22 protein-coding genes are annotated in these 24,368 nt (G+C 42.4%); 3 read left to right on the forward strand and 19 right to left on the reverse strand.

Features of this window, described 5'->3' with window-relative positions; all coding sequences use genetic code 11:
- Positions 1 to 291 precede the first annotated feature (291 nt).
- From recG to MKY15_RS01110, 5 genes are all read right to left on the reverse strand, one after another.
- Entirely contained in the window at positions 292 to 2,334 is a 2,043-nt protein-coding gene (gene recG / locus MKY15_RS01090) for an ATP-dependent DNA helicase RecG (RefSeq protein ID WP_342539811.1), read from the reverse strand.
- Complete coding sequence (sdaAA, locus tag MKY15_RS01095; RefSeq protein ID WP_067211327.1) at positions 2,321 to 3,229, reverse strand: L-serine ammonia-lyase, iron-sulfur-dependent, subunit alpha; 909 nt, start codon at positions 3,227 to 3,229, stop codon at positions 2,321 to 2,323. The genes recG and sdaAA overlap by 14 nt, the downstream gene beginning before the upstream one ends.
- 28 nt (positions 3,230 to 3,257) lie before the next feature.
- Entirely contained in the window at positions 3,258 to 3,920 is a 663-nt protein-coding gene (sdaAB, locus tag MKY15_RS01100; protein WP_187045421.1) for an L-serine ammonia-lyase, iron-sulfur-dependent subunit beta, read from the reverse strand.
- A gap of 138 nt (positions 3,921 to 4,058) precedes the next feature.
- Positions 4,059 to 5,726 (reverse strand): DAK2 domain-containing protein, encoded by a 1,668-nt coding sequence (locus tag MKY15_RS01105; RefSeq protein ID WP_338655836.1) that lies wholly within the window; start codon positions 5,724 to 5,726, stop codon positions 4,059 to 4,061.
- Positions 5,727 to 5,744: 18 nt separating this feature from the next.
- Positions 5,745 to 6,107, reverse strand: coding sequence for an Asp23/Gls24 family envelope stress response protein (locus MKY15_RS01110; RefSeq protein WP_067211331.1), 363 nt, complete (start codon positions 6,105 to 6,107; stop codon positions 5,745 to 5,747).
- 217 nt (positions 6,108 to 6,324) lie between these two features.
- On the opposite strand from MKY15_RS01110, the gene rpmB reads away from it, so the two are divergent.
- On the forward strand, positions 6,325 to 6,513 hold the full coding sequence (rpmB, locus tag MKY15_RS01115; RefSeq protein ID WP_067211334.1) for a 50S ribosomal protein L28: 189 nt from the start codon (positions 6,325 to 6,327) through the stop codon (positions 6,511 to 6,513).
- A 232-nt stretch (positions 6,514 to 6,745) separates the two neighbouring features.
- Here the strand turns inward: rpmB and MKY15_RS01120 are convergent, their stop codons facing one another.
- From MKY15_RS01120 to gmk, 12 genes are all read right to left on the reverse strand, one after another.
- A complete protein-coding gene (locus tag MKY15_RS01120) occupies positions 6,746 to 7,399 on the reverse strand; it encodes a thiamine diphosphokinase (protein ID WP_342538756.1) in 654 nt (217 codons plus the stop codon).
- Positions 7,396 to 8,064 (reverse strand): ribulose-phosphate 3-epimerase, encoded by a 669-nt coding sequence (gene rpe / locus MKY15_RS01125; RefSeq protein WP_067214018.1) that lies wholly within the window; start codon positions 8,062 to 8,064, stop codon positions 7,396 to 7,398. Before rpe ends, MKY15_RS01120 begins: the two co-directional genes overlap by 4 nt.
- Positions 8,057 to 8,950: a ribosome small subunit-dependent GTPase A gene (gene rsgA / locus MKY15_RS01130; RefSeq protein WP_187045423.1), complete on the reverse strand. Its 894-nt coding sequence runs from the start codon at positions 8,948 to 8,950 to the stop codon at positions 8,057 to 8,059. Before rsgA ends, rpe begins: the two co-directional genes overlap by 8 nt.
- 28 nt (positions 8,951 to 8,978) lie before the next feature.
- Complete coding sequence (gene pknB / locus MKY15_RS01135) at positions 8,979 to 10,994, reverse strand: Stk1 family PASTA domain-containing Ser/Thr kinase (RefSeq protein ID WP_342538759.1); 2,016 nt, start codon at positions 10,992 to 10,994, stop codon at positions 8,979 to 8,981.
- Entirely contained in the window at positions 10,991 to 11,749 is a 759-nt protein-coding gene (locus MKY15_RS01140) for a Stp1/IreP family PP2C-type Ser/Thr phosphatase (RefSeq protein ID WP_067211345.1), read from the reverse strand. The genes pknB and MKY15_RS01140 overlap by 4 nt, the downstream gene beginning before the upstream one ends.
- A 33-nt stretch (positions 11,750 to 11,782) precedes the next feature.
- Positions 11,783 to 13,147 (reverse strand): 16S rRNA (cytosine(967)-C(5))-methyltransferase RsmB, encoded by a 1,365-nt coding sequence (gene rsmB, locus MKY15_RS01145; protein WP_067211347.1) that lies wholly within the window; start codon positions 13,145 to 13,147, stop codon positions 11,783 to 11,785.
- A complete protein-coding gene (fmt, locus tag MKY15_RS01150) occupies positions 13,144 to 14,085 on the reverse strand; it encodes a methionyl-tRNA formyltransferase (RefSeq protein WP_342538761.1) in 942 nt (313 codons plus the stop codon). Before fmt ends, rsmB begins: the two co-directional genes overlap by 4 nt.
- Complete coding sequence (gene def / locus MKY15_RS01155) at positions 14,082 to 14,603, reverse strand: peptide deformylase (RefSeq protein WP_067211352.1); 522 nt, start codon at positions 14,601 to 14,603, stop codon at positions 14,082 to 14,084. Before def ends, fmt begins: the two co-directional genes overlap by 4 nt.
- A gap of 104 nt (positions 14,604 to 14,707) precedes the next feature.
- Positions 14,708 to 17,119 carry a primosomal protein N' gene (gene priA, locus MKY15_RS01160; RefSeq protein WP_340740425.1) on the reverse strand — a complete coding sequence of 804 codons (2,412 nt, stop codon included), beginning with the start codon at positions 17,117 to 17,119 and terminating at the stop codon, positions 14,708 to 14,710.
- Positions 17,109 to 18,326 (reverse strand): bifunctional phosphopantothenoylcysteine decarboxylase/phosphopantothenate--cysteine ligase CoaBC, encoded by a 1,218-nt coding sequence (coaBC, locus tag MKY15_RS01165; protein WP_342538763.1) that lies wholly within the window; start codon positions 18,324 to 18,326, stop codon positions 17,109 to 17,111. Before coaBC ends, priA begins: the two co-directional genes overlap by 11 nt.
- A gap of 253 nt (positions 18,327 to 18,579) precedes the next feature.
- On the reverse strand, positions 18,580 to 18,804 hold the full coding sequence (gene rpoZ, locus MKY15_RS01170; protein WP_067211360.1) for a DNA-directed RNA polymerase subunit omega: 225 nt from the start codon (positions 18,802 to 18,804) through the stop codon (positions 18,580 to 18,582).
- A 3-nt stretch (positions 18,805 to 18,807) separates the two neighbouring features.
- Complete coding sequence (gene gmk / locus MKY15_RS01175) at positions 18,808 to 19,425, reverse strand: guanylate kinase (RefSeq protein ID WP_067211363.1); 618 nt, start codon at positions 19,423 to 19,425, stop codon at positions 18,808 to 18,810.
- A 157-nt stretch (positions 19,426 to 19,582) separates the two neighbouring features.
- Between gmk and MKY15_RS01180 the strand changes: the two genes are divergently transcribed.
- The gene (locus tag MKY15_RS01180) at positions 19,583 to 21,274 is read left to right on the forward strand and encodes an NFACT RNA binding domain-containing protein (RefSeq protein WP_067211365.1); all 1,692 of its coding nucleotides are present in this window, start codon (positions 19,583 to 19,585) and stop codon (positions 21,272 to 21,274) included.
- 656 nt (positions 21,275 to 21,930) lie between these two features.
- Here MKY15_RS01180 and MKY15_RS01185 read toward each other — a convergent pair.
- A complete protein-coding gene (locus MKY15_RS01185; protein WP_342538764.1) occupies positions 21,931 to 22,584 on the reverse strand; it encodes an XRE family transcriptional regulator in 654 nt (217 codons plus the stop codon).
- A 156-nt stretch (positions 22,585 to 22,740) separates the two neighbouring features.
- Here MKY15_RS01185 and MKY15_RS01190 point away from each other — a divergent pair, with 156 nt between their 5' ends.
- Positions 22,741 to 23,001, forward strand: a complete 261-nt coding sequence (locus MKY15_RS01190) for a helix-turn-helix transcriptional regulator (protein WP_342538765.1) — start codon at positions 22,741 to 22,743, stop codon at positions 22,999 to 23,001.
- A gap of 725 nt (positions 23,002 to 23,726) precedes the next feature.
- Here MKY15_RS01190 and MKY15_RS01195 read toward each other — a convergent pair.
- A complete protein-coding gene (locus tag MKY15_RS01195; protein WP_342538766.1) occupies positions 23,727 to 23,957 on the reverse strand; it encodes a hypothetical protein in 231 nt (76 codons plus the stop codon).
- Positions 23,958 to 24,368 lie beyond the last annotated feature (411 nt).

Genomic DNA, 24,368 nt, shown 5'->3' on the forward strand with positions numbered 1-24,368 from the left:
GGCGGAGCGGCGCCCTTTGCCGCACAGCCGAAGCGGCTTATGACCCGAGCATCTGGGAGTCGAAGCTAGACAGCATAGAAAAGCAGAAGGCTTCGTTTTAACCCCGAAAAGCGCTGGAGGACTTATGGAAAAAGGCGCCCTTTGCCTTTATCCATAAGTCTGAAGCGTCTCGAGTGGTTAGGCGCTGTAGCTAGACAGCACAGAAATGCGGAGACGACCGTTTTTAAGGAACTCAGCCTAAGTTCGCCACGTCCTGTGGCAACAGCTGCATGACCGACATCCTGCAGGCCCTCAATCAATCCTATCGCCACTAAGAGCACCCGACTCTTCAAGATGCGATCTCAGCATGCCGTATTCCTGATCTTCCCAAAAGTGACGCGACTCTAATAGTTGTTCCGCGTCTTTCCTTGCCGTTTCGAGCGCCCTATAATCGTGGACGGGATCTGCTACTTTAAACTCAGGCATACCGCTTTGCTTTTTCCCAAAGAAATCGCCGGCACCTCTTAGTTCGAGGTCCTTTTCTGCTAAAACAAATCCATCATTCGTTTCTGTCATCGTTTGCATCCGCTCTTTTCCCTCTTCGGTTTTGGGATCAGCAAGCAGAACGCAATAGGATTGCTCGGCGCCCCGACCTACTCGCCCCCTAAGCTGATGGAGTTGGGCAAGTCCAAAGCGCGTCGCGTCGTAAATAAGCATGAACGTCGCATTTGGTACGTTGACTCCGACTTCAACGACAGTCGTCGACACAAGAACATCGATTTTACCTTCACTGAAATCGCGCATGATGGCATCTTTATCGTCCGAATGAAGACGGCCATGCATGAGACCGACTGTGTATTTACCACTAAAATGAGTCGAAAGCTGACTATGGACATCCACTGCATTTTGGACATCCAATTTGTCGGATTCCTCGATTAATGGACAAATAACATATGCCTGACGTCCGGCACTTAATTCATTTTCCATCTTCCGTAAAACTGGTAGAAGGGAATCCTCTTTTAACCAATGTGTTTCAATAAGTTTTCGGCCAGCCGGCAACTCATCGAGTATGGAGACATCCATTTCACCAAAAGCAGTAATAGCAAGCGTTCGTGGAATCGGAGTTGCAGTCATGAATAGAACATCAGGATTCAATCCTTTATCCCGTAAAACGCGCCGTTGTTCGACACCGAAACGATGCTGTTCATCCGTAATAACCAACCCAGGATTTTTAAAGATGACATCAGGTTGAATGAGGGCGTGCGTGCCGATAAGCAAATCCACTTCACCTGATTCAAGTTTTTCAAGCAAATCTCTTCTCGCCTTCGCCTTTGTAGATCCAGCGAGGAAAGCAACTGTAATGCCGTGCGGTTCAAGCCATTCCGCAAGCGTAGATGCGTGCTGTTCGGCAAGGATTTCTGTAGGTGCCATAAGGGCCCCCTGAAATCCTGCCGTGATAGCAGCATACAAAGCGATTGCCGCTACGACTGTCTTTCCGGAACCAACATCTCCCTGAAGGAGACGGTTCATCCTAGTCGGACTTTTTAGTTCCCCACATAACTCATTGACAACCCGCTTTTGAGCCCCTGTCAATTCAAATGGCAATGCAGCGATGAAAGTCTTCACTTTGGCAAGGTCATAGTCGATAGCTACACCTTTCTCCGCTTCTTTTCGTGCTTTCTTCATGCCCAGCATCTTCAGCTGGAACATGAGCAGTTCCTCATAGACAAAACGTCTTCTCGCATGTTTCACATCAGCAGGGCTTGTTGGAAAATGAATCATCTCAAGTCCATTTCCGATGGCTGGCAATCGATACATTTCACGAATATCTGCGGGTAGTGATTCTGCGTGCTGACCGACAGCTGCATCCAATGCACTTCGCATGAAGCGCCGAAATGTCTTCTGATGCATAACACCTTTCAAACTGTATACCGGCTCAAAATCAGCTTGATCTGTTTTTGGGCCGTCCTTGAAGTTGCTTACATTGATTACTTGCCTGCCCCGATCCCATTTCCCAGTGACTGTGACAATCGTCCCAAGTGACAAACGCTCTTTTAAGTAATGTTGATTGAAAAAAACCGCCTTCACAAGATGCCTTCCGGCAAGAAGACGGATTTGTAAACGGGATCTATTTTTCCCTAAGAAAAGAATGGAAGGCTCACTTTCGACCCTTCCTTCAATTGTGACTCGTTCATTATGCGGGGTTTCAGTCAAATCTTTCAACCTGAAGTCTTCATGACGGTACGGGAACGTCATGAAGAGGTCTTGAAGCGTTGAAACTCCAAGTGCCTCAAGCTGTTCGCCGGCCGCTTTTCCGACTCCTTTTATCGTCGTGATAGAATCATGAATTGACAGTGTCACTATCTACCTTATCCTTACCAAATATCTTCGCTTCAAGCGCTTTTCCGGTTGGCGTAGCAGCCAATCCGCCTTTAGCTGTTTCCCGTAACGCAGAAGGCATAGACTTACCTATTTTATGCATTGCTTCAATGACTTCATCTGTAGGAATACGGCTAACTACGCCCGCTAGTGCCATATCTGCTCCAACGAGTGCCTTTGCTGCTCCCATTGCATTCCGTTTCACACATGGTACTTCAACAAGTCCAGCAACCGGATCACAGACAAGACCTAACATATTCTTCATAACGATAGAAAATGCTTCTGCACTTTGTTGTGGAGTCCCACCCGCCATTTCAACAATTGCAGCGGCCGCCATTGAACCTGCTGAACCCGTTTCCGCTTGGCATCCACCTGCTGCGCCTGATATCGATGCATTATTCGCAACGACAAATCCGAAAGCACCAGACGTAAATAAATAATTAATCATTTGTTCCCGTGAAGGATTCAATTTATTTTTCACCGCAAACAAAGTACCAGGTACAATTCCTGCTGCACCCGCTGTTGGCGTTGCACAAATCGTCCCCATTGCTGCGTTTACTTCATTCGTAGCGACTGCCTTACTGACAGCATCCATGACCACATCGCCGCAAAGAGATTTTCCTGATGCCATATACTTTTGAATAAGAACCGCATCGCCACCCGTAAGACCGGATGCTGAATGCACCCCCTGCAATCCTCTTTCTACCGCCTTCTCCATCACCGTTAAGTTATTGTCCATCTGCGCGATGATTTCTTCTCTTGTACGTTTTGTTATAAGAATTTCTTGTTCAATCATGATTTCTGAAATAGGCTTGTTCTGCGACTCTGCAAGTGCAACGAGCTCTTTAACGTTACTAAATAAAACGTCCATCTATGTTTGCCTCCTATTTTACAGTTCTTTAGTTTGCCAATGTCGAAACTTGCGTTACATTCGGCAATGATTCCAACTCATTTATCAGTGCTGCGTCGATCATTTGATCAACTTCAATCACCATAAGGGCCATATCCCCTTTTTCTTTTCGGTCAACTTCCATATGTGCAATATTTATATTTAGTTTTGCAATTGCGTTGGAAACGCTTGCAATAACACCTGAACGGTCATTATGAACGATGAGAAGTGCTGGGTAATGCCCCGATAATCGAAGCGGGAATCCGTTAAGTTCAACAACTTCCATCGTTCCGCCACCTATAGAAATTCCAGTCAGTTCCATAACTCCCTCACTGTCCCCAATTACAAGACGGGCCGTGTTCGGATGTACCGCCTCTTCCTCTTCAGGAATAAATTCAAAAGTCAATCCAAGTTTCTCTGCATCAGCAAACGCAGACTTTATACGCTCATCGAATGTATCATAATCTAATAATCCACCAATAATTGCTACATCCGTACCGTGTCCTTTATACGTTTCTGCAAAAGAACCATAAAGATGAACCCGAGCCCATTCCGGCTGTCTGCCAAACAGTGTTCGTGCGACACGGCCGATTCTTGCAGCGCCGGCAGTATGTGAAGATGATGGCCCTATCATAACTGGTCCAATTATATCGAAAACTGATCTGAATTTCATAAACGCTACCCCCTCTTAATAAGCACGTACTGTTATTCATTTTACATGAGTTTTGCTCTAAAGACAAAAGATGTTGTTCCTTGTCGACGCAAGTAAAAAGCAGTGCGGCTTTTTACAGGCGCACTGCTCGTTACTAGTTTATTCAACTGAAATGATATATGGATACAATGGTTGTTTTCCGTTATAAAGTTCAACTTCTGCGTGATCAAAGTTATCCTCTACATAACTTACGATTGCAGAAGCATCTTTCTCGCTAATGTCTTCACCATAAATAATTGTAACAATTTCATCATCTTCATCAATGATTGAGTTCAATAGTGTTTTCATGACATTTTCAAGTGAAGGTGCAGATGTAATAATCTTACCACCTGAAATACCCATGAAGTCGTCTTTTGTAATTTCAACCCCGTCAATCGATGTATCTCTTACTGCATGTGTAACTTGTCCCGTTTTCACGAACGATGCAGCCTCTGTCATCGCTGCGACGTTTACACTCACTTCTGCTTCCGGATTGAATGCAAGTATAGCAGCAAGTCCTTCGGGTACTGTTTTTGTAGGAACGACAGCTGCTTCAATCCCGATCACATCGGCCGCTTGCTGTGCTGCCATAATGATGTTTTTGTTGTTAGGTAAAATGAGCACTCGTTCAGCACCGACTGCCTCAATTGCCTTGACAATATCTTCTGTCGATGGATTCATCGTCTGCCCGCCTTCAATAATGGCAGAGGCACCTACGCTTTTCAGTAATTCAGAAATACCTGCTCCCATAGCAACTGTTACGACCGCGTATGGATGTTTTACAACTTCTTTTTTCGCCGCATTTTGTACCGAATAATTTTCTCCGACGATTTCGAGATGCTGCTGACGCATATTTTCAATTTTAATTTTAATAAGGGAACCGAATTTCTGCCCGTAACTAAGTGCGTCACCCGGTTCTTCTGTATGGATATGTACTTTCGCAACTTCATCATCAGAAATAACAAGTAAAGAATCACCGAATTGACTCAATCCTTGGCGGAATTCGGATTCATCGTATGGACTCGTTTGCAGTTTATCATCCTCGAACTTCACCATGAATTCCGTGCAATATCCGAATTCAATGTCTGCCGTATTCATGAACCCTTGGACGCTGCGATGATGTTCCGCACTCACTAAGTCGTCCATGGAATCGACGATAGTTCTTGCTGGTAGTTCTTCACCTTTTAAGCATGCCAAGAAGCCTTCGTATACATAAACGAGACCTTGTCCACCACTATCAACAACTCCAACTTCCTTCAATACAGCTAATAAATCCGGTGTCCGCTCAAGTGATGCTTGTGCTTCTTTCACTATAGCTTCCATTACTTCAATAATGTCATCTGTAGTCGCAGCTTTTTCTACTCCAATAGTAGAGGCATCTTTTGCGACGGTTAAAATTGTTCCTTCAACAGGTTTCATAACCGCTTTATAGGCCGTTTCAACGCCATACTTCAAGGCACCTGCAAATTGTCCTCCATTGACAGTCGCTTCATTTTCAATCGCTTTCCCGAAACCACGGAATAACTGTGAAAGAATAACGCCGGAATTACCGCGCGCGCCCATCAGCAATCCTTTCGATAACGCTTGTGCAGTTTGACCGATATGGGCAACCGCATTTTCTTCAGTTTCCTTCGCTCCTGAAGTCATCGATAAATTCATATTCGTACCTGTATCACCATCAGGTACCGGAAAAACATTTAGTGAATCGACATAATCGGCATTTTGATAAAGATGATGTGCACCCAACTTTATCATTTCCGCAAATTTCAAACCATCTATGGTCTTCATAGAAATTATTTCCTCCTCTTACAGGTTCGTCACTCGGACTCCCTGGACAAAAATATTAACAGATTTCACAGTCATGCCGACTGTCTTTTTCAATGTATACTTCACTTTTGATTGTACTTGGTAGGCGACTTCTGAAATTTTAGTACCATATCCAACAATGATATACATATCGATATGCGTATCATCGCCAAGATTACGAACGATGACTCCCCGCGTGAAATTTTCTTTCCCTAGGATTTCAGTAAGGCCATCTCTTATCTGATGCCTTGAAGCCATTCCGACAATCCCATAACACTCGATAGCCGCCTCACCAACCACTTGGGTAATGACGTCATTCGTAATATCGATTTTGCCGTATTCATTCTTTACTTCGATTGACATGTGTAATACCCCCTGGATCCTTTTTCACTAACCCCATTGTACTATACCTGTTATAATAATAAAAGAAAGCGATTCTATGACTTTTAAACGTGTAAAGGCTTTTACCTTGAAAGATGTCACAAAAAAGGTTGCAACACGTTTACGCATATGATACATTATTATGGTATGCGAATAAAGAAGTAAATCACTTAATCAACATTCGCAAGGAGGTACTATTATGTCTAAAGAATGTGTTATTACAGGACGCAAAGCCCGTACAGGCAATGCACGCTCCCACGCAATGAACGCAACTCGTCGTTCATGGGGTGCGAACCTTCAAAAAGTCCGAATTCTCGTTAACGGTAAACCTAAACGTGTATGGGTCTCTGCTAGAGCCCTTAAATCAGGTAAAGTTCAACGTGTGTAAAGGACTGTAATTAAAGTTTAAGCGCCTTGGTATTTAAACTTTAAAGAAAATAAAACGCCGGGCTGAATTTCTTCAGCCCGACGTTTTTTCTTTTTTCCTTTTTTTATTCTTGGTGTTGCTCGCAGTAGCTTTCGGTGAATCATCCTTCTGGAAAACAACCATACACTTCCTTACAACTCCACTCACAAATTTCGGCATTGTGAAAGTATAAACTCGCAATTCCCCACTCCTTTCAGGAATCTGAACTCCTTACCATTAAGCATATGCCCTCATGGAACGATATAGTACAGACTTCTTCAGCCAGTTCATTACTTGTAAATAACGTCATGCCAGTTTCGAGCGTAGCATCTACCATTTCGAATTTGAAACCGGTAAGTGTAAGTCCACTAACTACCCCATTGAATGAAAAAAATGATATGTATTTAAAACGATCATCCGACGTCACTTGATAACTTCCAGGTGTAAGTATAAAAAGTTCATTCGTCCCATTACGAATCGAGAATGACGTATCGTTATGAGCTAGTTGAAGCCGGTACAGAAGATGAAGGGCTGATTCCATATGATCCAGCCTCCCTCCTGTAACTCCCGTCAAAATGACACACTCTGGCCCGTAGGAAAGAGCACGATCTACTGCAAGTTCCGTATCAGTCTCATTTTTTTCCGAACGAAATCGTCCTATTATGCGGACTGCGGCGGCTATCTCATCGTATTCACTTTTCGAAACCGAATCAAAATCCCCCACTGCTTCAAGAGGAACAATACCTCTTTGCAACAAGTGAAGTGCACCTCTATCCGCCCCAATGAATACCGTATCTTTATGATGAAATTCCGTCAAGTCAGCTATTTCTGAATCGGGCCCGCCCGCACAAACGACTGCATACTTCATTTTCTTAGCGCACCTTCACCAGCAGCTTTTATCCGGCGTAAAGCTTCTGCACGATCAGGTGCATTGTAGATAGCTGATCCTGCAACTAAGATTGTAGCACCCGCTTCCACACACGGGATAATCGTTTCTTCATTAATGCCGCCATCGATTTCAATTTCAATCGGAAGTCCTCGCTCACGAATAATATCGGCTAGCTGTTTCACTTTCGGAACGACTGAATGAAGAAACTTCTGGCCACCGAATCCGGGATTGATTGTCATGATTAGGACTAAGTCAATTTCATCTAGAACATGAAGAATCGTTTCAATCGGTGTATGCGGATTCAAAACAACGCCCGATTTCACCCCGTGAGACTTAATCAGTTGCAATGTGCCGTGCAAATGAGGGCATGCCTCTACATGAACCGTAATATAATCAGCTCCGGCTTTTGCAAATTGTTCAATATACAGGTTTGGATTTTCAATCATTAAATGGACATCCAGCGGCAACTTCGTTACTGGTCGAAGTGCCTCAACAACAATCGCTCCCATTGTAATGTTCGGAACGAAATGTCCGTCCATGACATCGATATGGATTAGTGCAGCGCCCGCTGCTTCCACTTCTTTTACTTCTTCGGCAAGCTTTGAAAAGTCTGCTGCTAAAATTGAAGGTGCAATTTTAATCATGTTTTTCATACCTCGGCTTTCGGTCAAGTATTTCTTGCATGAACTGCAAGTAGTGATCATAGCGATGACGTGGAATTTCTCCAGTCTCTACCAACTCTTTTACTGCACACTTTGGTTCTTTCAAGTGCAAGCAACCTCTGAATCTACAGTTTGGCGCAACTTCATCCATATCTACAAAGTAATGAGACAATTCTTCTTTTTCGATATGATCGAATTCGAGAGAGCTGAAGCCTGGGGTATCCGCGACAAGACCACCTGATATCTCAAGCAACTCAACATGTCGCGTTGTATGTTTTCCGCGTCCAAGCGCTTCTGATATTACCCCTGTTTTCAATTCAAGCACAGGCAATACCGTGTTCAACAACGTTGATTTACCAACACCTGATTGCCCGGCAAGAACTGTAGTCTTGCCTTCAAAATAAGGTTTCAATAAGTCAGTCAGTTGAGGATCGTCAATAAAAGTCTCTATAACATCATAACCGATTTTCTTATAATACGCCGCTGATTCAGCTACCATTTTCAGTTCATCAGCATTCGCAAGATCCTTTTTCGTTAGGCAGATAATTGGTTTTACGTCGAACGATTCGACGACAACCAAAAACCTGTCTAATAGATAAAGGCTGAATGCCGGTTCCACTATGGAGAATACAAGCAACGCCTGGTGAACATTCGAGATTGGCGGACGGACAAGTTCATTGAACCGCTCATGGACTTCAGTGACTGTTGCATCATTATCTTCAACACGTACATAGGTCACGAAATCTCCAACCAGCGGATGAATACCACGGTTTCTAAATACTCCACGTCCTCGACATTGAATGATTTCTCCGTCATTTTCTACATAATAATACCCGCTGATTGCTTTTCTGATTTGTCCTTCTGGCATTCTTTCACCCCTTCTAATTAGAGTCACTCTAATTGACCAATTCTGCAATGATAGGTTTTGAATCGCGCGTAACCTTATATGACCCAGTCTGTCCTTCTTCCAAGTTAAATGAAATTGATCTTTCCGTCGTTTCTGTGATTGAAAACTCATCAAAAACATCCGTTATCTTATTATTTTTGTCTTGAATGTAAATTTTAATAAGTTGTGGGACTGGAGCAGGCTGTTCCACTACTCCCGAGTTGTCTCCATCATCCTCTCCATCACCTTCGTCACCATCTTCATCGCTAGGACTAGGGCTAGGCTCAATCACTTCAGGTACATACTCAATTGTCACCTTTTTGACAACGAACTTATCGGGTTTTTTCTCTGGACCTTTTGATACGACGACTTCGACTTTCCCACCTTTTACAATTTCTGTTTTCCCATTTGGTGTTTGCGAAATGACACTACCTTTAGGCACTGTTGAAGAATAATCTTCTCTCACTGTATTTATAGTTAAACCTGATGACTCTTCATAATCTTCCAGCCGGTCCTTGTCATATCCTCTTAGATCGTCAAGAATTTGCTTTTCTTGGCCTTTACTAACAGTAAACAGTAAATCGGTTTCACTGAGAATTACTTCCCCTGAATCTGGTTCTTGTCCAATGATTGTACCCTCTGGTTTATCAGAAAACTCTTCTATAGAATCAATCGACTTAAAAAGTGTATCGTCTAAAGAAGCCATAACTTTATCGGCATTTTCGCCAATATAATCGGCTAAGGTGCTTTTTTCTTTACCGGTACTAATATACAAGGTGATCTCGGAGTCAACACCCCGTTTCTTCCCTGCCTCGGGTATCGTTTTAATGGCTTCCCCTTCATCAACATCATCGGATTGCTGTCCCTCAGTTACAACCGTATTAAAGCCTGTGCCAGAGAGCACATCCCTAGCCTCCGTTTCTTCCATTCCAGCCACAGTCGGAATAACAGCCTTTTTAGGGCCAAATATACCTGGAATAAGGGACAACAAAAGTATCAGGATTGCAATGCCAGCAATTCCACCAACAATGAATGGCCATTTCTTGCGTTTTTTCGGTGGTGTTGGCGGCGGGGATTGTTCAATTGTTACTGGTTCGATCTTCTTAGTCGCTTCAACGCTATCAAATTTTGTAGTTTCACTAACGATTGGTATCGCGCGCGTGCGGTCATCATCGAACACAATTGCGAATCTCTTCTCATTTGCCCGTTCGGGTGACAGTACAGTTAGCAAATCATCATACATTTCATCTGCTGAATCATATCGATATGTAGCATCTTTCATAGTCGCCTTCAAAATAACATTTTCTAAACTTTGTGGAATTGAAGGGAATACCATTCTTACTGAGGGCGTCTCTTCTTGTAAATGCTTCAATGCAATCGCAACTGCAGTATCCGCTGTAAATGGCAATTCACCTGACAGTAATTCGTAAAGTACGATGCCTAATGAATAGATATCAGACTTTTTTGTCGCCATTCCGCCACGTGCTTGTTCGGGTGACAAGTAGTGAACCGTCCCAATGACTGAATTCGTTTTTGTATGTGCTGTTGCACTAAGTGCCATCGCGATACCAAAATCAGTAATTTTAACATTCTCATCCGAATCCATTAAAATATTCTGCGGTTTAACATCACGATGGACGATTCCATTATGATGAGCATTCGCAATTGCAGATACAATCTGTTGCATAATCGGCAAAGCTTGCTTAGGCGTCAAGGCCCCATTATCTTGGATAAACTTCTTCAAGGTTTGTCCTTCGATATATTCCATCACCAGGTAATGCAGTTCACCCTCTTCGCCCACATCGAATATATCAACAATGTGCGGGTGCGTCAGACTCGTTGCGGAAAGTGCTTCTCGTTTAAACCTTCTTTTCAATGCCTCTTCATTCGCAAAATCATAATTAAGAACCTTAATGGCAACATCGCGGTCCAGGATGACGTCATGTGCTAGATATACTTTTGACATGCCGCCGTCACCAATATTCCTTACAATTTCATAACGTCCACCTATTCTTGATCCAATCATGGATTAGTCGCCTCCACTTCAGTCGAGTCGATTAGAATTACGGAGATATTGTCTTCCCCGCCCATCTTGTTCGCTAAATCCACAAGTTCTTCCGTCTTTTCATGCAACGTAGCGTTTGATAGAACTATTTCACTCATCGATTGTTGACTTACTTTATTGCTCAGACCGTCCGTACAAATAAGCATATACATGCCCTCTTCTAACTCAAGCGAATAAAGATCGGGTACAATCGTTTTTTCAGAACCAACTGCTTTCATAATCCAGTTTCGTTGTGGATGAACTGCTGCCTCTTCCAAGGTAATTTCCCCACTGTCAAGAAGTGCATTTACGTAGGAATGGTCTCGTGTTACTTGCCGCACACCTTTCCCATCGATTGCGTAGACACGGCTATCACCAGTATGCGAAATAAGACAAGAACGTCCACGAATGAGAGCTACTTCAAGCGTCGTTCCCATTCCCTTATACGCTTCATTTTCGTTTGCATGTTTGTAAAGTATGTCATTTGCGAGAATGACCGCTTCCTGCAGCCACTGCGCCAACTTATCTTCTGCTTCAAACGTCGAACTATCAAGTTTCATGAATTGCTCGCCAATTACTCTGACTGCTGTCGAACTCGCGTAATCCCCCCCAAGGTGGCCACCCATACCGTCCGCTATCACGGCAAGCATAACGCCCTTTGGAAGTGTGTATACAGCCGCACTGTCTTCGTTGACCGTTCGTTTCTTGCCGATATCCGTCAAGACTTCAAATTGCAACGTCCATCCCACCTTTTGCCTCGAATTCTTAGCTCACTTACTTTTTTTCCGGAAAGCAGCAACAAAAAAGCCATCGCTGCCAAAGTGTTGCGGAAGTACTTGAAGCGTGTTATCTTCAATCGCCAATTTCTCGTTTCCAGTTAGTTGCGGTAAAGGGATTTTCTCCATATCCGTATGACGCACAAGGAATCGTTCAACCATTCCCTGGTTTTCGGCATACTCCACTGTACACGTACTATAGACAATAACCCCGTCAGATTTAATCAATTCACGAGCAGTATCTAGAAGGTCTGATTGTATCGACGTCAACGCATCGAAATCAGCTTGTGTTTTATTGTACTTAATTTCAGGCTTTCTACGGATGACACCAAGACCGCTACAAGGTGCGTCGACAAGAATACGATCGAATGAGGACAACTCGTATAGCTCAGTCAATTTCCTGCTGTCTCCACTCAATGCTTTGATTGACGTTAAGCCAAGGCGAGTCGCATTTGCTTCAATAAGTTTCAGTTTATGTTCATGTAAATCATGTGCAAAAACTTCACCTTTATCGTTCATTTTTTCAGCGATGTGGGTTGTTTTCCCACCAGGTGCCGCACACATATCGAGTACTTTCATACCTGGCGATAAATCAAGAGCAAGAACAGGTAGCATCGAACTTTCGTCTTGAATAGTGATAAGTCCTTTTTTATAGGCTTGCGTATTTGCAGGATTGCCACTATCTGAAATGATGCACTCCGGTACAACTTCGCCTTTTCTTACTTCAACACCTTCTGATTCGAGTAAAGCAATGACTTCGTCTGGCGTTGTTTTTGCTGTATTGACACGAATTGTCATCGCTGCTGGATGATTATTTTCATGTGCCATAATGGCCGCGTCTTCTTCACCAAATTGTTCATTCCAACGCTTAATCAACCATTCCGGATGACTCGTTTCGATAGAAGTTTTCAACGTACCATCTTGCATTTCATCAAGTGAACGGACACCTTTACGCAACACGGAGCGAAGAATACCATTTACAGTTGGTGCTATCCGTTTATGACCGCGTCTTTTCGCAATTTCAACTGCTTCGTGAACAACAGCATGCGGTGGGATTTTTGTTAAATAAACGATTTGATATAACGATAACCGAAGAAGCTCTCGAACCCAGCCATCCAATTTACCACGGACAAACGGCTCAAGATAATAATCGAGTGTCATGCGGTGTTGAAGTGTGCCATACGTCAATTCCGTTAACAAGCCACGATCTTTCGTTTCTATACCATACTTTTCAATTGTTCTATGCAGCAATAGATTGCTATAAGCTTGATGATCATTTATTTCCATCAATATTGAAAGAGCAGCGTCTCGGACGTTGCCATTCCATATTTTCTTTTTCGGTCTAGTATTTATATTCATTCAAAACGGTCCCCCTTACTCCATTTAGATCCGGTTCCGCGAATAAATTCACCCGCCGGCATCCGTTTTTTCCCGGCTGGTTGAAGATCCGTAAGTGCAACAGCGATGTCATCGCCCGCTTTTACAATAATACGATCACTATCGATTGCAATAATCGTTCCTGGTAACGCACTGTCAGTTGTATGGATTTTCTCACTCCACCAAATCTTGACGTTTTCACCTTGGAATGCGGTGTATGCAACTGGCCAAGGATGAAGTCCACGGATTTTATCGTAGATTGCCTTTCCACCTTTAGACCAGTCAATCCGTTCTTGTTCACGGGAGATGTTACGCGCGAACGTCACGAGTGATTCGTCTTGAACTGTTTGTTTATTTGTTTCGTTTAAAATAGAAGGCAATGTCTCTTTCAGTAGTGCCGTCCCTGCCACAGATAACGCAGTGAACATACTTCCTGTGTGATCCGTATCAAAAATAGGCACAATCACTTGTGAAATAATATCGCCTGCATCAAGTTTTTCGACCATATACATGATTGTGACGCCCGTTTCTGTTTCGCCATCCATGATTGCCTGGTGAATCGGCGCACCACCGCGATATTTAGGTAGTAAGGATGCGTGTACATTAATGCAACCGAGCCGAGGGACTTCTAGCAGTTCCTTCGGTAAAATCTGGCCAAATGCTGCAGTCACGATTAAATCTGGTTTAAGCGCAATAATTTCCTCAAGTTCAGCAGAACCTCTCAGTTTTTCAGGTTGAATAATCGGCAGTCCAAGCCGTAGTGCTTCAACTTTTACTGGAGGTGGTGTTAAGACCCTCTTTCGCCCGACTGGTCTGTCCGGCTGAGTGACAACTGCCACGATAGTATGCCCTTCATCAAAGAGCATTGTTAGGACAGATACCGAAAACTCTGGTGTTCCCATAAAGACAATCTTCGTCATTTCAGCTCACCTCCACCGCTTTCCCCTACTATCTCTGCTTCTTCTGTTTCTTCTAATTCAGACGGATCAACAACACGAATGATTTTCGAATCAAATAATACGCCATTTAAATGATCGATTTCATGAAGAATCGCACGTGCTTCATAATCTTCTGCTTCTAATTCATAAAGTGCGCCATTGCGTTCTTGCGCTTCAATGCGTACGAAAAATGGTCTTTCTACTTCGCCGAATAAATCCGGAAAACTTAGACAACCTTCTACTTCTATTTCGGATCCTCCGGTTGCTGTTACAACAGGATTGACCATCTCAATAACGTCTTGCCCTTCGCCCATATCGACAATCGCGACACGCACTGCTTCGCCAATTTGTGGTGCAGCGATTCCTATGCCATCCGCCGCCACCATTGTGTCGTACATATCATCTAGCAGTTTTGAAAGCTTCTTATCAAATTTCACTACTTCTTTACATTGTTGTTGAAGAACCGGAGCCGGATGCTTCACAATTTCACGTATTGCCAAATCTATTCCTCTTTTCTGTCTTGTTATCTAAGATGTAATTTAACCTTGTACTGCGGATTGGGGGCTGACATGGATATTTCACGTCCAGACTCCAGCGCTTTTGTTTAGTATATTGACGCCGGTTCTACATCAACGGTCATTATCAGTCCTGATTTAATCCAGTCCGTCCGGTAATACTTAATGAGCTGCTGCAGCGTTTCTGTCAACTTCGGCTCTTTTTTGTATTTTATCAAACATTGGTAGCGATATCTATTGTTCACTCGACTGATAGCGGAAGCAGTTGGTCCGATGACGACTGTGCCTGCAGATAAGTTCTGTTTTAAGTAGCGTGCTCCCTTTTCTGCAAAGTCAGCTACTTTCAATAAATCCTCGTGCGTAAACTGGACAAGCGTGACGAAATAGAAGGGGGGATAGCCATATTGTCTTCTGGCCGCCATTTCCATCGTATAAAAAGGCTCATAATGCTGTGCTTTCGCTAATTCGATTGCGTAATGTTCAGGGGAATAAGTCTGGATGAAAACCTCTCCAGGCAATTCGTGACGTCCAGCTCGTCCACTTACTTGCGTCATTAGTTGAAAGGTTTTTTCAGCGGCACGGAAATCAGCTAAATGGAGTGTTGTATCTGCGGCAAGCACACCGACAAGTGTAATATTCGGGAAATCTAGCCCTTTCGCAATCATTTGCGTCCCGAGTAGGATATCCGCCTGTCCTTCACTGAACTGTCTAAGAAGCCGCTCGTGTGAACCTTTTTGCCTCGTTGTATCGACATCCATTCGAAGGACACGTGCTGTAGGAAACAGTTTCGCAATTTCTTCTTGCGCTTTTTGGGTCCCTGTTCCGAAAAACCGGATATGTTCACTTTTACATTCCGGACAAACGAGCGGCACTCGTTCTTCATGACCGCAATAATGGCATTTTAACTGTTCGTGTGCACGATGATAGGTCAACGAAATATCACAATTTGGGCATTCAACGACAGTACCGCAATCCCGGCAGAGTACAAAAGATGAAAAGCCTCGCTTATTCAGAAACAGCACGATTTGCTCTCTTTTTTCCAATCGGATACGGACCGCTTCCGCAAGCGGCAATGAAAACATCGAACGATTTCCGGTTTTCAATTCCTCTCGCATATCAACGACTGTTACTGTTGGCAGGGCCTGATCTTTTGGTCGTTTCGTTAGTGTAAGCATGGTATATACACCTTTTGATGCACGTGCATATGATTCCAGTGACGGCGTTGCACTTCCTAAAATAACAGGACAATTGTAATACTCCGCGCGTTTAATCGCAACGTCCCTTGCATGATAGCGCGGTGTATCATCTTGCTTGTACGTCGATTCATGCTCTTCATCGAGAATGATAATACCAATATTTTCAAACGGGGCAAATATCGCCGACCTTGCACCAATGACGACTTTTACTTCCCCCCGTTTTATCTTCCGCCATTCATCGTATTTCTCACCGGCAGACAAGGCGCTGTGCATAACTGCAACGAGCGAACCAAAACGCTCTTTGAAGCGCGACGTCATTTGCGGGGTTAATGATATCTCTGGGACAAGGACGATTGCTTCTTTGCCTTTATCCAAAACGCGTTTAATGGCACGTAAATACACTTCTGTTTTTCCACTTCCTGTAACGCCATGAAGTAGGAATGTTTCTGCTTTTTGATTGTCTTCGGATATTGCTATATGATCAAGTGCAATTTGCTGTTCGTCTGTCAAGATCTCGGGTATCGCTGTATCTTTCAATTGAGGCGCATCAGGTTCACGGTACACTTCAGCAAGTTCTTCGAAGGCTGCGCCTCTTTCAATGACAGTTTTCAGCACAGCCGGTTGAATTCCCGACTGTTCCATCAGTTGTTTTGCACTGATCGTTTTCCCTGCATGCTCCAACATCCAGCGAAGTAATTCAGCTTGTTTTTTCGCATTGGAGTGACTAGAGTCAAGCAAAGTTTGCAGTGTTACCTCATCTGCCATTCGAATCATCCGCACTTTTTTCACAGCAGTTTGCTGCCCTACGGCCGTATCGACCGTGACAATTCCTTCTGAAACATACTTTTTTAACATTTTCATCAATTCTGCTGAATCTACTTCTTTCAACTGAATCCGTTTCCTGCCCGCAAGAAAAGCTTTAAAATCAGCGTCTTCAATTCGTTCCGGTTCTTCGACAATGATGAACTTTTCATATTTTGCACGCATCGCAGCAGGTAACATCACTTGGAGGGCATCAATTTCATATGACAACGTCTCAACCGCGAGCCAGCGCGATAATTCGAGCAGTTCACTAGAAATGACCGGATCCAAATCAATAAGTTCATCAATCGGTTTAATTTTGCCGAGTGCAAGCTCACTTTCGTCCTTCAACATTGTTACGTAACCAAGCACTTTCCTGGGTCCAAACGGAACTTTCACTCTGGTTCCAGGCTCAATCACAGATTCCAATGCTTCTGGAACGAGGTAATCAAACGGCCTGTCGATTGGATAAGCCGCTACATCTACAATGACTTCAGCGATCATTTAGTTGATCACTTTCTTCTTTAATAATTGTTTCCAGCAATAGAATGGCGAGTTCTTTTTTCGGCATTGCTCGGAATGGCTTATGTGTTCCGTTTTTCGAAAGAAGTGTGACAACGTTTGTATCCTTCCCGAATCCAGCATCCGGATCAGTCACGTCATTGACGATAATATAATCAAGGTTTTTACTTTCTAGTTTGCCTATGCCATAACCAACTGCATTTTCAGTTTCAGCAGCAAAGCCAACAAGGATTTGTTTCGTTTTCATAGAACCGATTGTTTTCAAGATATCAGTTGTTCGTTCAAGTTCAATAACAGAGTCCCCTACTTGTTTCTTCATCTTTTGGGGCTGAATCTCTCTCGGGCGATAATCCGCTACAGCAGCTGCTTTGATAACGATTGCCGCATCATCGAATTGTGTTCGGACGGCTTCAAACATCTCTGCCGCACTTTCAATATCAATGACAGTTACTTCCGCTGGCTTGTCCAATCCAACTGGCCCCGAAATAAGGACAGTGTCTGCGCCGAGTTTGGCTGCTGCTTCTGCCATCGCATAGCCCATCTTGCCACTTGAAAAATTCGATACATATCGTACCGGATCAATCCGTTCACGCGTCGGACCTGCCGTGATCACAACTTTCTTTCCAGAAAGCGGAAGATGTTTGGACGTTGTGAACCGTTCTGTTATCAGTTCTACAATCTTTTCGGGTTCTTCCAATCGACCTTTTCCTACATAACCGCATGCCAAAAAGCCTTCAGAGGGCTCAATGAATTTATAGCCATCTTCGTGTAGCATAGTAATATTTCGTATAACTGCTTTATTCTCATACATATGGACATTCATTGCAGGTGCAATCCAGACCTCAGCCTGAGTAGCTAAGAGTGTAGTCGTTACCATATCGTCAGCAATCCCATTCGCGAGTTTACCAATTACATTTGCTGTGGCTGGAGCAACTACGACAAGATCAGCCCAATCTGCCAAATCAATATGTGCAATCACACGGGAATTTTTTTCATCGAACGTATCGAAAAAAACATCGTTTCGTGACATCGCTTGAAATGTAAGTGGTGTGACAAATTCCTTTGCCGATTCAGTCATAATGACCTTTACGTCCGCTCCTGCCTGAGACAACTTACTTACAAGTGCAACAGCTTTATAGACCGCGATTCCGCCAGTTACACAAAGGAGGATTTTTTTATTCAACAACATGATCTCATCCCTTCTAAAATGACAAACTCCCAAAGAAAAACTCGTTTCTAAGGGAGTATCACGTTTATTTATTATGATATGAAAAGCGTAAGGAGCCGGTTAGATGCGACAGGCATAAGACGGACCGGCGAAGCGGCGTAATTTGCCGCGTAGCTGGGCTGACTTATGTCCCGAGCGTCTGGCGACTGAAGCCTAGACACCATTTCGAATCGAAAATCCCACTGTCTATTAAGTACAAAGATAGCTGGACTTATTAAACTTCGTCTTCGTAGACGATTGAATCGTCCGATTTCTTTTTAGAAAGTACACCGGCTGCCACTTCTTCAAGTGCTTTACCGACATTCTTGTTAGAGACATAAGAAGTAAGAAGCTTATTGCCCTCTTCTTGCATTTGACGCGCACGTTTTGAAGCGAGTGTTACAAGTGTGTATTTCGAGTCGATTTTTTCTTTTAGAGAATCGATTGATGGAGTTAACATTGATTATTCCCCTTTCAGCATACCTAGATAGATTTTTTCTACACGTTCTCTGCGGCAATGTTCGGCAGTGACAATGGCATTGATGCGATCGCAAGCGTTTGTCACTTCGTCGTTTTCTACGACATAATCGTACAAGTTCATCATTTCAAGTTCTTCACGCGCTTTCAAAATACGTGTTGCAATGACATCCGCTTCTTCAGTTCCTCTTCCTACAAGTCTGTCTTCGAGTTCAGATAAACTTGGCGGTGCAAGGAAAATGAATAATCCGTCTGGAACTTTGGCACGCACTTGTGCCGCTCCGACAACCTCGATTTCGAGGAATACGTCTCTCCCAGCGTCAAGCGTTGCATTAACATAATCAAGCGGAGTACCGTAATAATTGCCTACGTATTCAGCATATTCAAGAAGTCTATCTTCTTCAACCAACTGTTCGAATTCAGCCCGCGATTTGAAAAAATAATCGGAGCCATCCACTTCACCTTCGCGTGGACTTCTCGTCGTCATTGAAATCGAGTATTCATAATTCGTATCAGGTTGTGTAAAAAGCTCTTTTCGAACCGTCCCTTTGCCCACACCCGAAGGTCCAGATAGAACAATTAGAAGCCCACGTTGTTTGTACATGCAATCCCTCTTCTTATCTAATCTAATTTTACAGTGGAGCTTCAGCACAATCATGCCGGCTCCGATCGTTATCGATCGAAACAATCTGTTCATATTATACCATATATGCTTGTTGTAGTGCTAAAATAGGGAAAAACGATTTGAAAGAGGAATCCTAATGGCATTTGATGGTTTATTCACAACGGCTATGGTGCAGGAGCTACAAGTCTTGAAAAATGGACGTATCTCCAAAATCCATCAGCCGAACGCACAAGAAGTCGTATTTCTAATCCGTGCAGACGGTAAAAATCAAAAACTACTTATTTCAATTCACTCGGCGTATTCACGTATTCAGTTGACAGAAGAAGCGATTACAAATCCTTCTGAACCGCCTATGTTTTGCATGGTTCTTCGTAAACACTTAGAAGGTGGGTCGATTACTTCCATCGGCCAATTCGGGACGGATAGGATTATCACGATTGACGTGAAGGCGAAAAATGAAATTGGTGATGATATTAACAGACGATTGTATGTCGAAATCATGGGCAGGCACAGTAACTTGCTGCTTGTAGATCCCGACCGCGACATCATCGTTGATAGTATGAAACACTTGCCACCATCGGTAAATAGTTACCGAACAATATTACCGGGTCAACCTTTCATACCAGCTCCTCCGCAGGATAAAACAGATCCATTTGCGGTAACTGAAGAACAATTTAACGGGTTGCTACCAGAGTTAGAAAGTGCCCGTGAAGTCGTCCAACGATTTTCAGGCTTTTCACCAGTTAATGCGGAGGAATTATTATACCGCTTAAAAAATGCTCCAGAAGCGAATAAATTCATCGTTTTCACATCACTCCTTGGATCATTCAAAGGAATAGCTAGCACACCAAATATTTCGGAAATTGGTACAAAAACCGTATTTTCAGCGACAGCGCTAACACATTCCGATAAGACGATTGCGGAATACAAGACGCTGGGTGATTTGCTGGATAAAGTGTATTTCGCTCGTGCTGAAAGAGAACGTGTGAAGTCACAAGCCGCGGACTTAGAGCGTTGGCTCGACAATGAAGTTGCTAAACTGAATTTGAAAGTGAAGAAACTCGTAAAAGAAAGAGAAGCCGCTGGAAAGCTAGATACATTCCAACTTTATGGAGAATTACTTACTGCCAATAGTTATGCCATTGAAAAAGGTGCAACGGAAGCAATTGTCGCCAACTATTACGAGGAAGGGACAACTGTAACCATACCGCTTGATCCTAGAAAATCACCAATTGATAACGCGCAACGGTTTTATTCTAGGTATTCCAAAGCGAAAACAGCACTTATCATGATTGCTGAACAGCTTGAAAAAACGGCAGAAGATATCGCCTACTTTGAAATGATTAAACAGCAAGTGTTACAAGCATCCCCTATAGACATCGCAGAAATACGTGAAGAGTTGGCGGAACTTGGTTTTCTGAAGGCCCGCAAGTCGAAAAAGAAACTGAAACCGAAAAAACCAGTACCTGAAACATATGTATCATCTACTGGTGTGAAAATTTCAGTGGGCAAGAACAATAAGCAAAATGACTATTTAACATTTAAAATTGCATCCCGGGAACAAACTTGGCTCCATACTAAGGATATCCCTGGATCACACGTTGTCATACACGAGGCGGATCCAGACGAAGAGACAATTCGTGAAGCGGCTATCCTTTCTGCTTATTTCAGCAAAGCCCGCGGATCATCAGCAGTACCTGTTGACTACACAGAAGTCAGGCATGTGAAAAAGCCGAACGGATCTAAGCCTGGATTTGTTATTTATTTTGAACAAAGGACTATATTAGTTACGCCAGATGAGGATATTGTTATGAAACTACGAAAATAACTTCTAACGGCACCTCTTGCTTAAAATCCAGCAGACTTCTGTTGATTATCCATTTATTCACATGAAATACGGGTGAGTAAGGCTTTGGAAAACCCGTTTTCACTGGATCATTTTCGGTTCGATTTCGGCGAACTAATCACGACAATCCGTCACTTCTAGCCACACTTTTTTCGGTAATCCTATTGGGAATAGTTGCCTGTCGCGTCCCTACAATGTTCAAGTGAAAAATGCAGTTAGGTTTAAATGAAATGAATAGATGACTTTCTATAGAAATTGTAAGTGCCCGAAGATGCAATCTCGGGCACTCTTGTACTATGTACAATGCATTCCTTGCTTACCTTTAGCAAAGAGTATGCATGTAATCATGTGATACCTTATAGAAAGCGGCACTTCTTTACTAGTAAAAAGAGAAACCCTAAAGAATGTTTCAGCCGCCAAAATTGTATCTTTGGCGGCTTTTATCCAGGTAGATGCCCCTCTAATATAAAATGCTATTCCACATGGATATCATAATTGTGGAATAGCATTTTTTTGTTTCAAGAAAGTTATTTCAACTTTTTATTATACCCAAATTAAGTAAGTATACGTTTTTCAACATTATGTATTTTCTAGTCTCTAGCACTTTTCTAGTATTCTTTTAAAAAATTGCATCCACACTAAACGGATACACCATACCAAATTATTTCAGCAATTATCTCTAAGCCACTCTCCGCTTTGAAAGGGACTATACAATCATGAAAGCTTTTATTTGTTGATTCCGGACTCAATACAATCACTTGTTGCTGTTCAATTCTTCTATAGCGCCTGACGGCATATTCATTCCCAAAACAGTAAACGGCTATATCACCATTTTCCAGTTTATCTCGTCCAATTTGTAAAGCAACGATGGGAGACCCATCAGGAAATAACAAATTCATACTTTCTCCATTTACTTTAAATGCTATTAGATCTTCGTCTTTCGAGTGCTCCCCTAAGAAACTGACAGGTAGCTTTATAAATTCAATCTCATCACATTCGATACCATCTGTAAGTGAGAGAACACCTGCCGAAATGCTTGGTAAGCACGGAATATTTACCGTCTCTGCAATAGGATAAGCGTTTTCTTTAAAGAAATATTCCATTGGGACATCAAAGTAATGCGCCAATTGTTGTAAAGCCCCAGCCCTTGGAAATTTATTTCCCTTTTCCCATTCTGAGATTGTTGCTTGGCTCATCCCAATCGCTTCGGCAAGTTCCACCATCGTTATTTTATTTCTTTCCCTCAATCGCTTCAAACGTCTGGAAAATAAGCCTTGTACCAGATTGGTCATGAATAGAACCTCCATTTACTTCTCATACTGATTGTACATCATTTCGGAAGTAATCTGTTTTAATACAAAAAAAGCATGTGGTAACTATCCCCATGCAAGTTCTCTTGTTATATCACTTTTAGTAATATATAATTATGTGAATAAGGGGTGAATTATGTGATATCTGAAAATGGAGTGCCATTTTACCTCATCCAAACACTTCATTCTTTACGATTGAAATATGGGATGAATTCTATTGATCTCGCCGAAAGAATAGGAGTCAGCCTAACTACATACGAAGAGTGGGAAAGAGATTCTTCTGCCATCTCGTTTAATCATATGTTGAAGCTAGAAGAAGTATTTCAAATGCCCTCGAAGTATATTTATTTCGGTAAAGATATAACTTTAAGTAATCCTGAAAGAACGAATAGAAAGTAAAGCAAATTATATTACCAACTGTAACATATTCCATTGTCCTATGTTCAAAGATAACTGTAAAAGAAGTTACTTTATACTAGTTTTCATTGAATACAAAAATCGTTACACATTTCAGAGAGGTGTTGTTCTGATAGGATGACCAATTTAGATTCTACACTTGACATTGAGTTAGTCATTTCAAAAATTTCGTCCGACCAATCAAAGTCGTTTCAAACGACTTTAAAGGATTTCCAGACGTTATTAAATGAAGATAAATTAGAAGATTCTATTCTGAAAAATGTCTCCTCTATTTATTATGTATTAGAAAAATTACATAAAGAAAAGAAAATTCATAGACGAGAATTCAACCAACGTACTAAATCCTTAATTAATATTGTCCTACTTGCGAAAGATATAAACGCAAATAATATACGTATAAGTAAGTCTTGAATTGCCAAGACTTGCTATCAAAATAGAACAATGCTTTTAATTAATCCAGATGATGTCTTAGTTATAGACCTATGTAAAAGATGCTATTCCACGATGGTGACATCCATCACGGAATAGCATCTTTTATATTATAGACGACTACTTTTCGGCACGACTATTGATTAACCATTTTCTTACACGAAGCACCTGTAAGAAAAACATACCAATCTAAATTTGCACTTGTACATTTCAGGCTAACTTTGGTTAATCAACACATATTTTTTCTGGGGTAATCCCCCATAAGAACTCCCACCAGTTTACTCTGGTGCTTTTTTACTTTTATCGATTCGGTTGTAATCAGACAGTTGAATCACTCGAACATCGCGGGTATTCAACTCGTGGTAAATCCCTCTGCTATCCCGGAACGAAATGTAGCGATCTCGCTCGCTTTGGATTAGTTCTTCTGCTCTTTCTTGGGACTCCATATAAATAAACCTTCTGATATAATGCTCTTCATCAAAGAAGTAGGTTATTTTGAATTCTTGCATGCCATTTACCTCCTAATATGCGTAAGTGCTTTAGTCCTCAAATAGACCAATCAATTTACTGTTAAGATTCTCTTTTCACTCTAAAAATCTAGCCTAACCATTTCCTTTCGCACCTATTCTTCAACGGCAGAAAGGTAATTTTCAAAAAAGTGTACACAAAACTATGTTACACTTAATTTGGGTACTAAATGGCTGATGATAAACAGTCCAGATCATTAGGGAAGGTCAGCACTTACATATATCTGCGGTCTATACATATTTCTATTTTACTGGGAGGGTCATCACTAACTATAAATAGACCAATTACTAAGCAGTATAAACTACCTGATATGAGAGGAGTTATAGATTTATCGGACATGAAATGCGGGCTTATATGACAGTGATTAAATTGAATGAAGCAAACATCATCAG

It is taken from the genome of Sporosarcina sp. FSL K6-1540 (genome assembly GCF_038620285.1).
In the GTDB taxonomy this organism is placed as follows: Bacteria; Bacillota; Bacilli; order Bacillales_A; family Planococcaceae; genus Sporosarcina; species Sporosarcina psychrophila.

Excerpts from the sequence above, each read along its gene's own strand:
- sdaAA (WP_067211327.1), bottom strand. The coding sequence starts at position 3,229 with ATGGACGTTTTATTTAGTAACGTTAAAGAGCTCGTTGCACTTGCAGAG.
- sdaAB (WP_187045421.1), bottom strand. The coding sequence starts at position 3,920 with ATGAAATTCAGATCAGTTTTCGATATAATTGGACCAGTTATGATAGGG.
- MKY15_RS01105 (WP_338655836.1), bottom strand. The coding sequence starts at position 5,726 with ATGAAGACCATAGATGGTTTGAAATTTGCGGAAATGATAAAGTTGGGT.
- MKY15_RS01110 (WP_067211331.1), bottom strand. The coding sequence starts at position 6,107 with ATGTCAATCGAAGTAAAGAATGAATACGGCAAAATCGATATTACGAAT.
- rpmB (WP_067211334.1), top strand. The coding sequence starts at position 6,325 with ATGTCTAAAGAATGTGTTATTACAGGACGCAAAGCCCGTACAGGCAAT.
- MKY15_RS01120 (WP_342538756.1), bottom strand. The coding sequence starts at position 7,399 with ATGAAGTATGCAGTCGTTTGTGCGGGCGGGCCCGATTCAGAAATAGCT.
- rpe (WP_067214018.1), bottom strand. The coding sequence starts at position 8,064 with ATGATTAAAATTGCACCTTCAATTTTAGCAGCAGACTTTTCAAAGCTT.
- rsgA (WP_187045423.1), bottom strand. The coding sequence starts at position 8,950 with ATGCCAGAAGGACAAATCAGAAAAGCAATCAGCGGGTATTATTATGTA.
- pknB (WP_342538759.1), bottom strand. The coding sequence starts at position 10,994 with ATGATTGGATCAAGAATAGGTGGACGTTATGAAATTGTAAGGAATATT.
- rsmB (WP_067211347.1), bottom strand. The coding sequence starts at position 13,147 with ATGAATATAAATACTAGACCGAAAAAGAAAATATGGAATGGCAACGTC.
- fmt (WP_342538761.1), bottom strand. The coding sequence starts at position 14,085 with ATGACGAAGATTGTCTTTATGGGAACACCAGAGTTTTCGGTATCTGTC.
- priA (WP_340740425.1), bottom strand. The coding sequence starts at position 17,119 with ATGATCGCTGAAGTCATTGTAGATGTAGCGGCTTATCCAATCGACAGG.
- coaBC (WP_342538763.1), bottom strand. The coding sequence starts at position 18,326 with ATGTTGTTGAATAAAAAAATCCTCCTTTGTGTAACTGGCGGAATCGCG.
- rpoZ (WP_067211360.1), bottom strand. The coding sequence starts at position 18,804 with ATGTTAACTCCATCAATCGATTCTCTAAAAGAAAAAATCGACTCGAAA.
- gmk (WP_067211363.1), bottom strand. The coding sequence starts at position 19,425 with ATGTACAAACAACGTGGGCTTCTAATTGTTCTATCTGGACCTTCGGGT.
- MKY15_RS01180 (WP_067211365.1), top strand. The coding sequence starts at position 19,583 with ATGGCATTTGATGGTTTATTCACAACGGCTATGGTGCAGGAGCTACAA.
- MKY15_RS01185 (WP_342538764.1), bottom strand. The coding sequence starts at position 22,584 with ATGACCAATCTGGTACAAGGCTTATTTTCCAGACGTTTGAAGCGATTG.
- MKY15_RS01195 (WP_342538766.1), bottom strand. The coding sequence starts at position 23,957 with ATGCAAGAATTCAAAATAACCTACTTCTTTGATGAAGAGCATTATATC.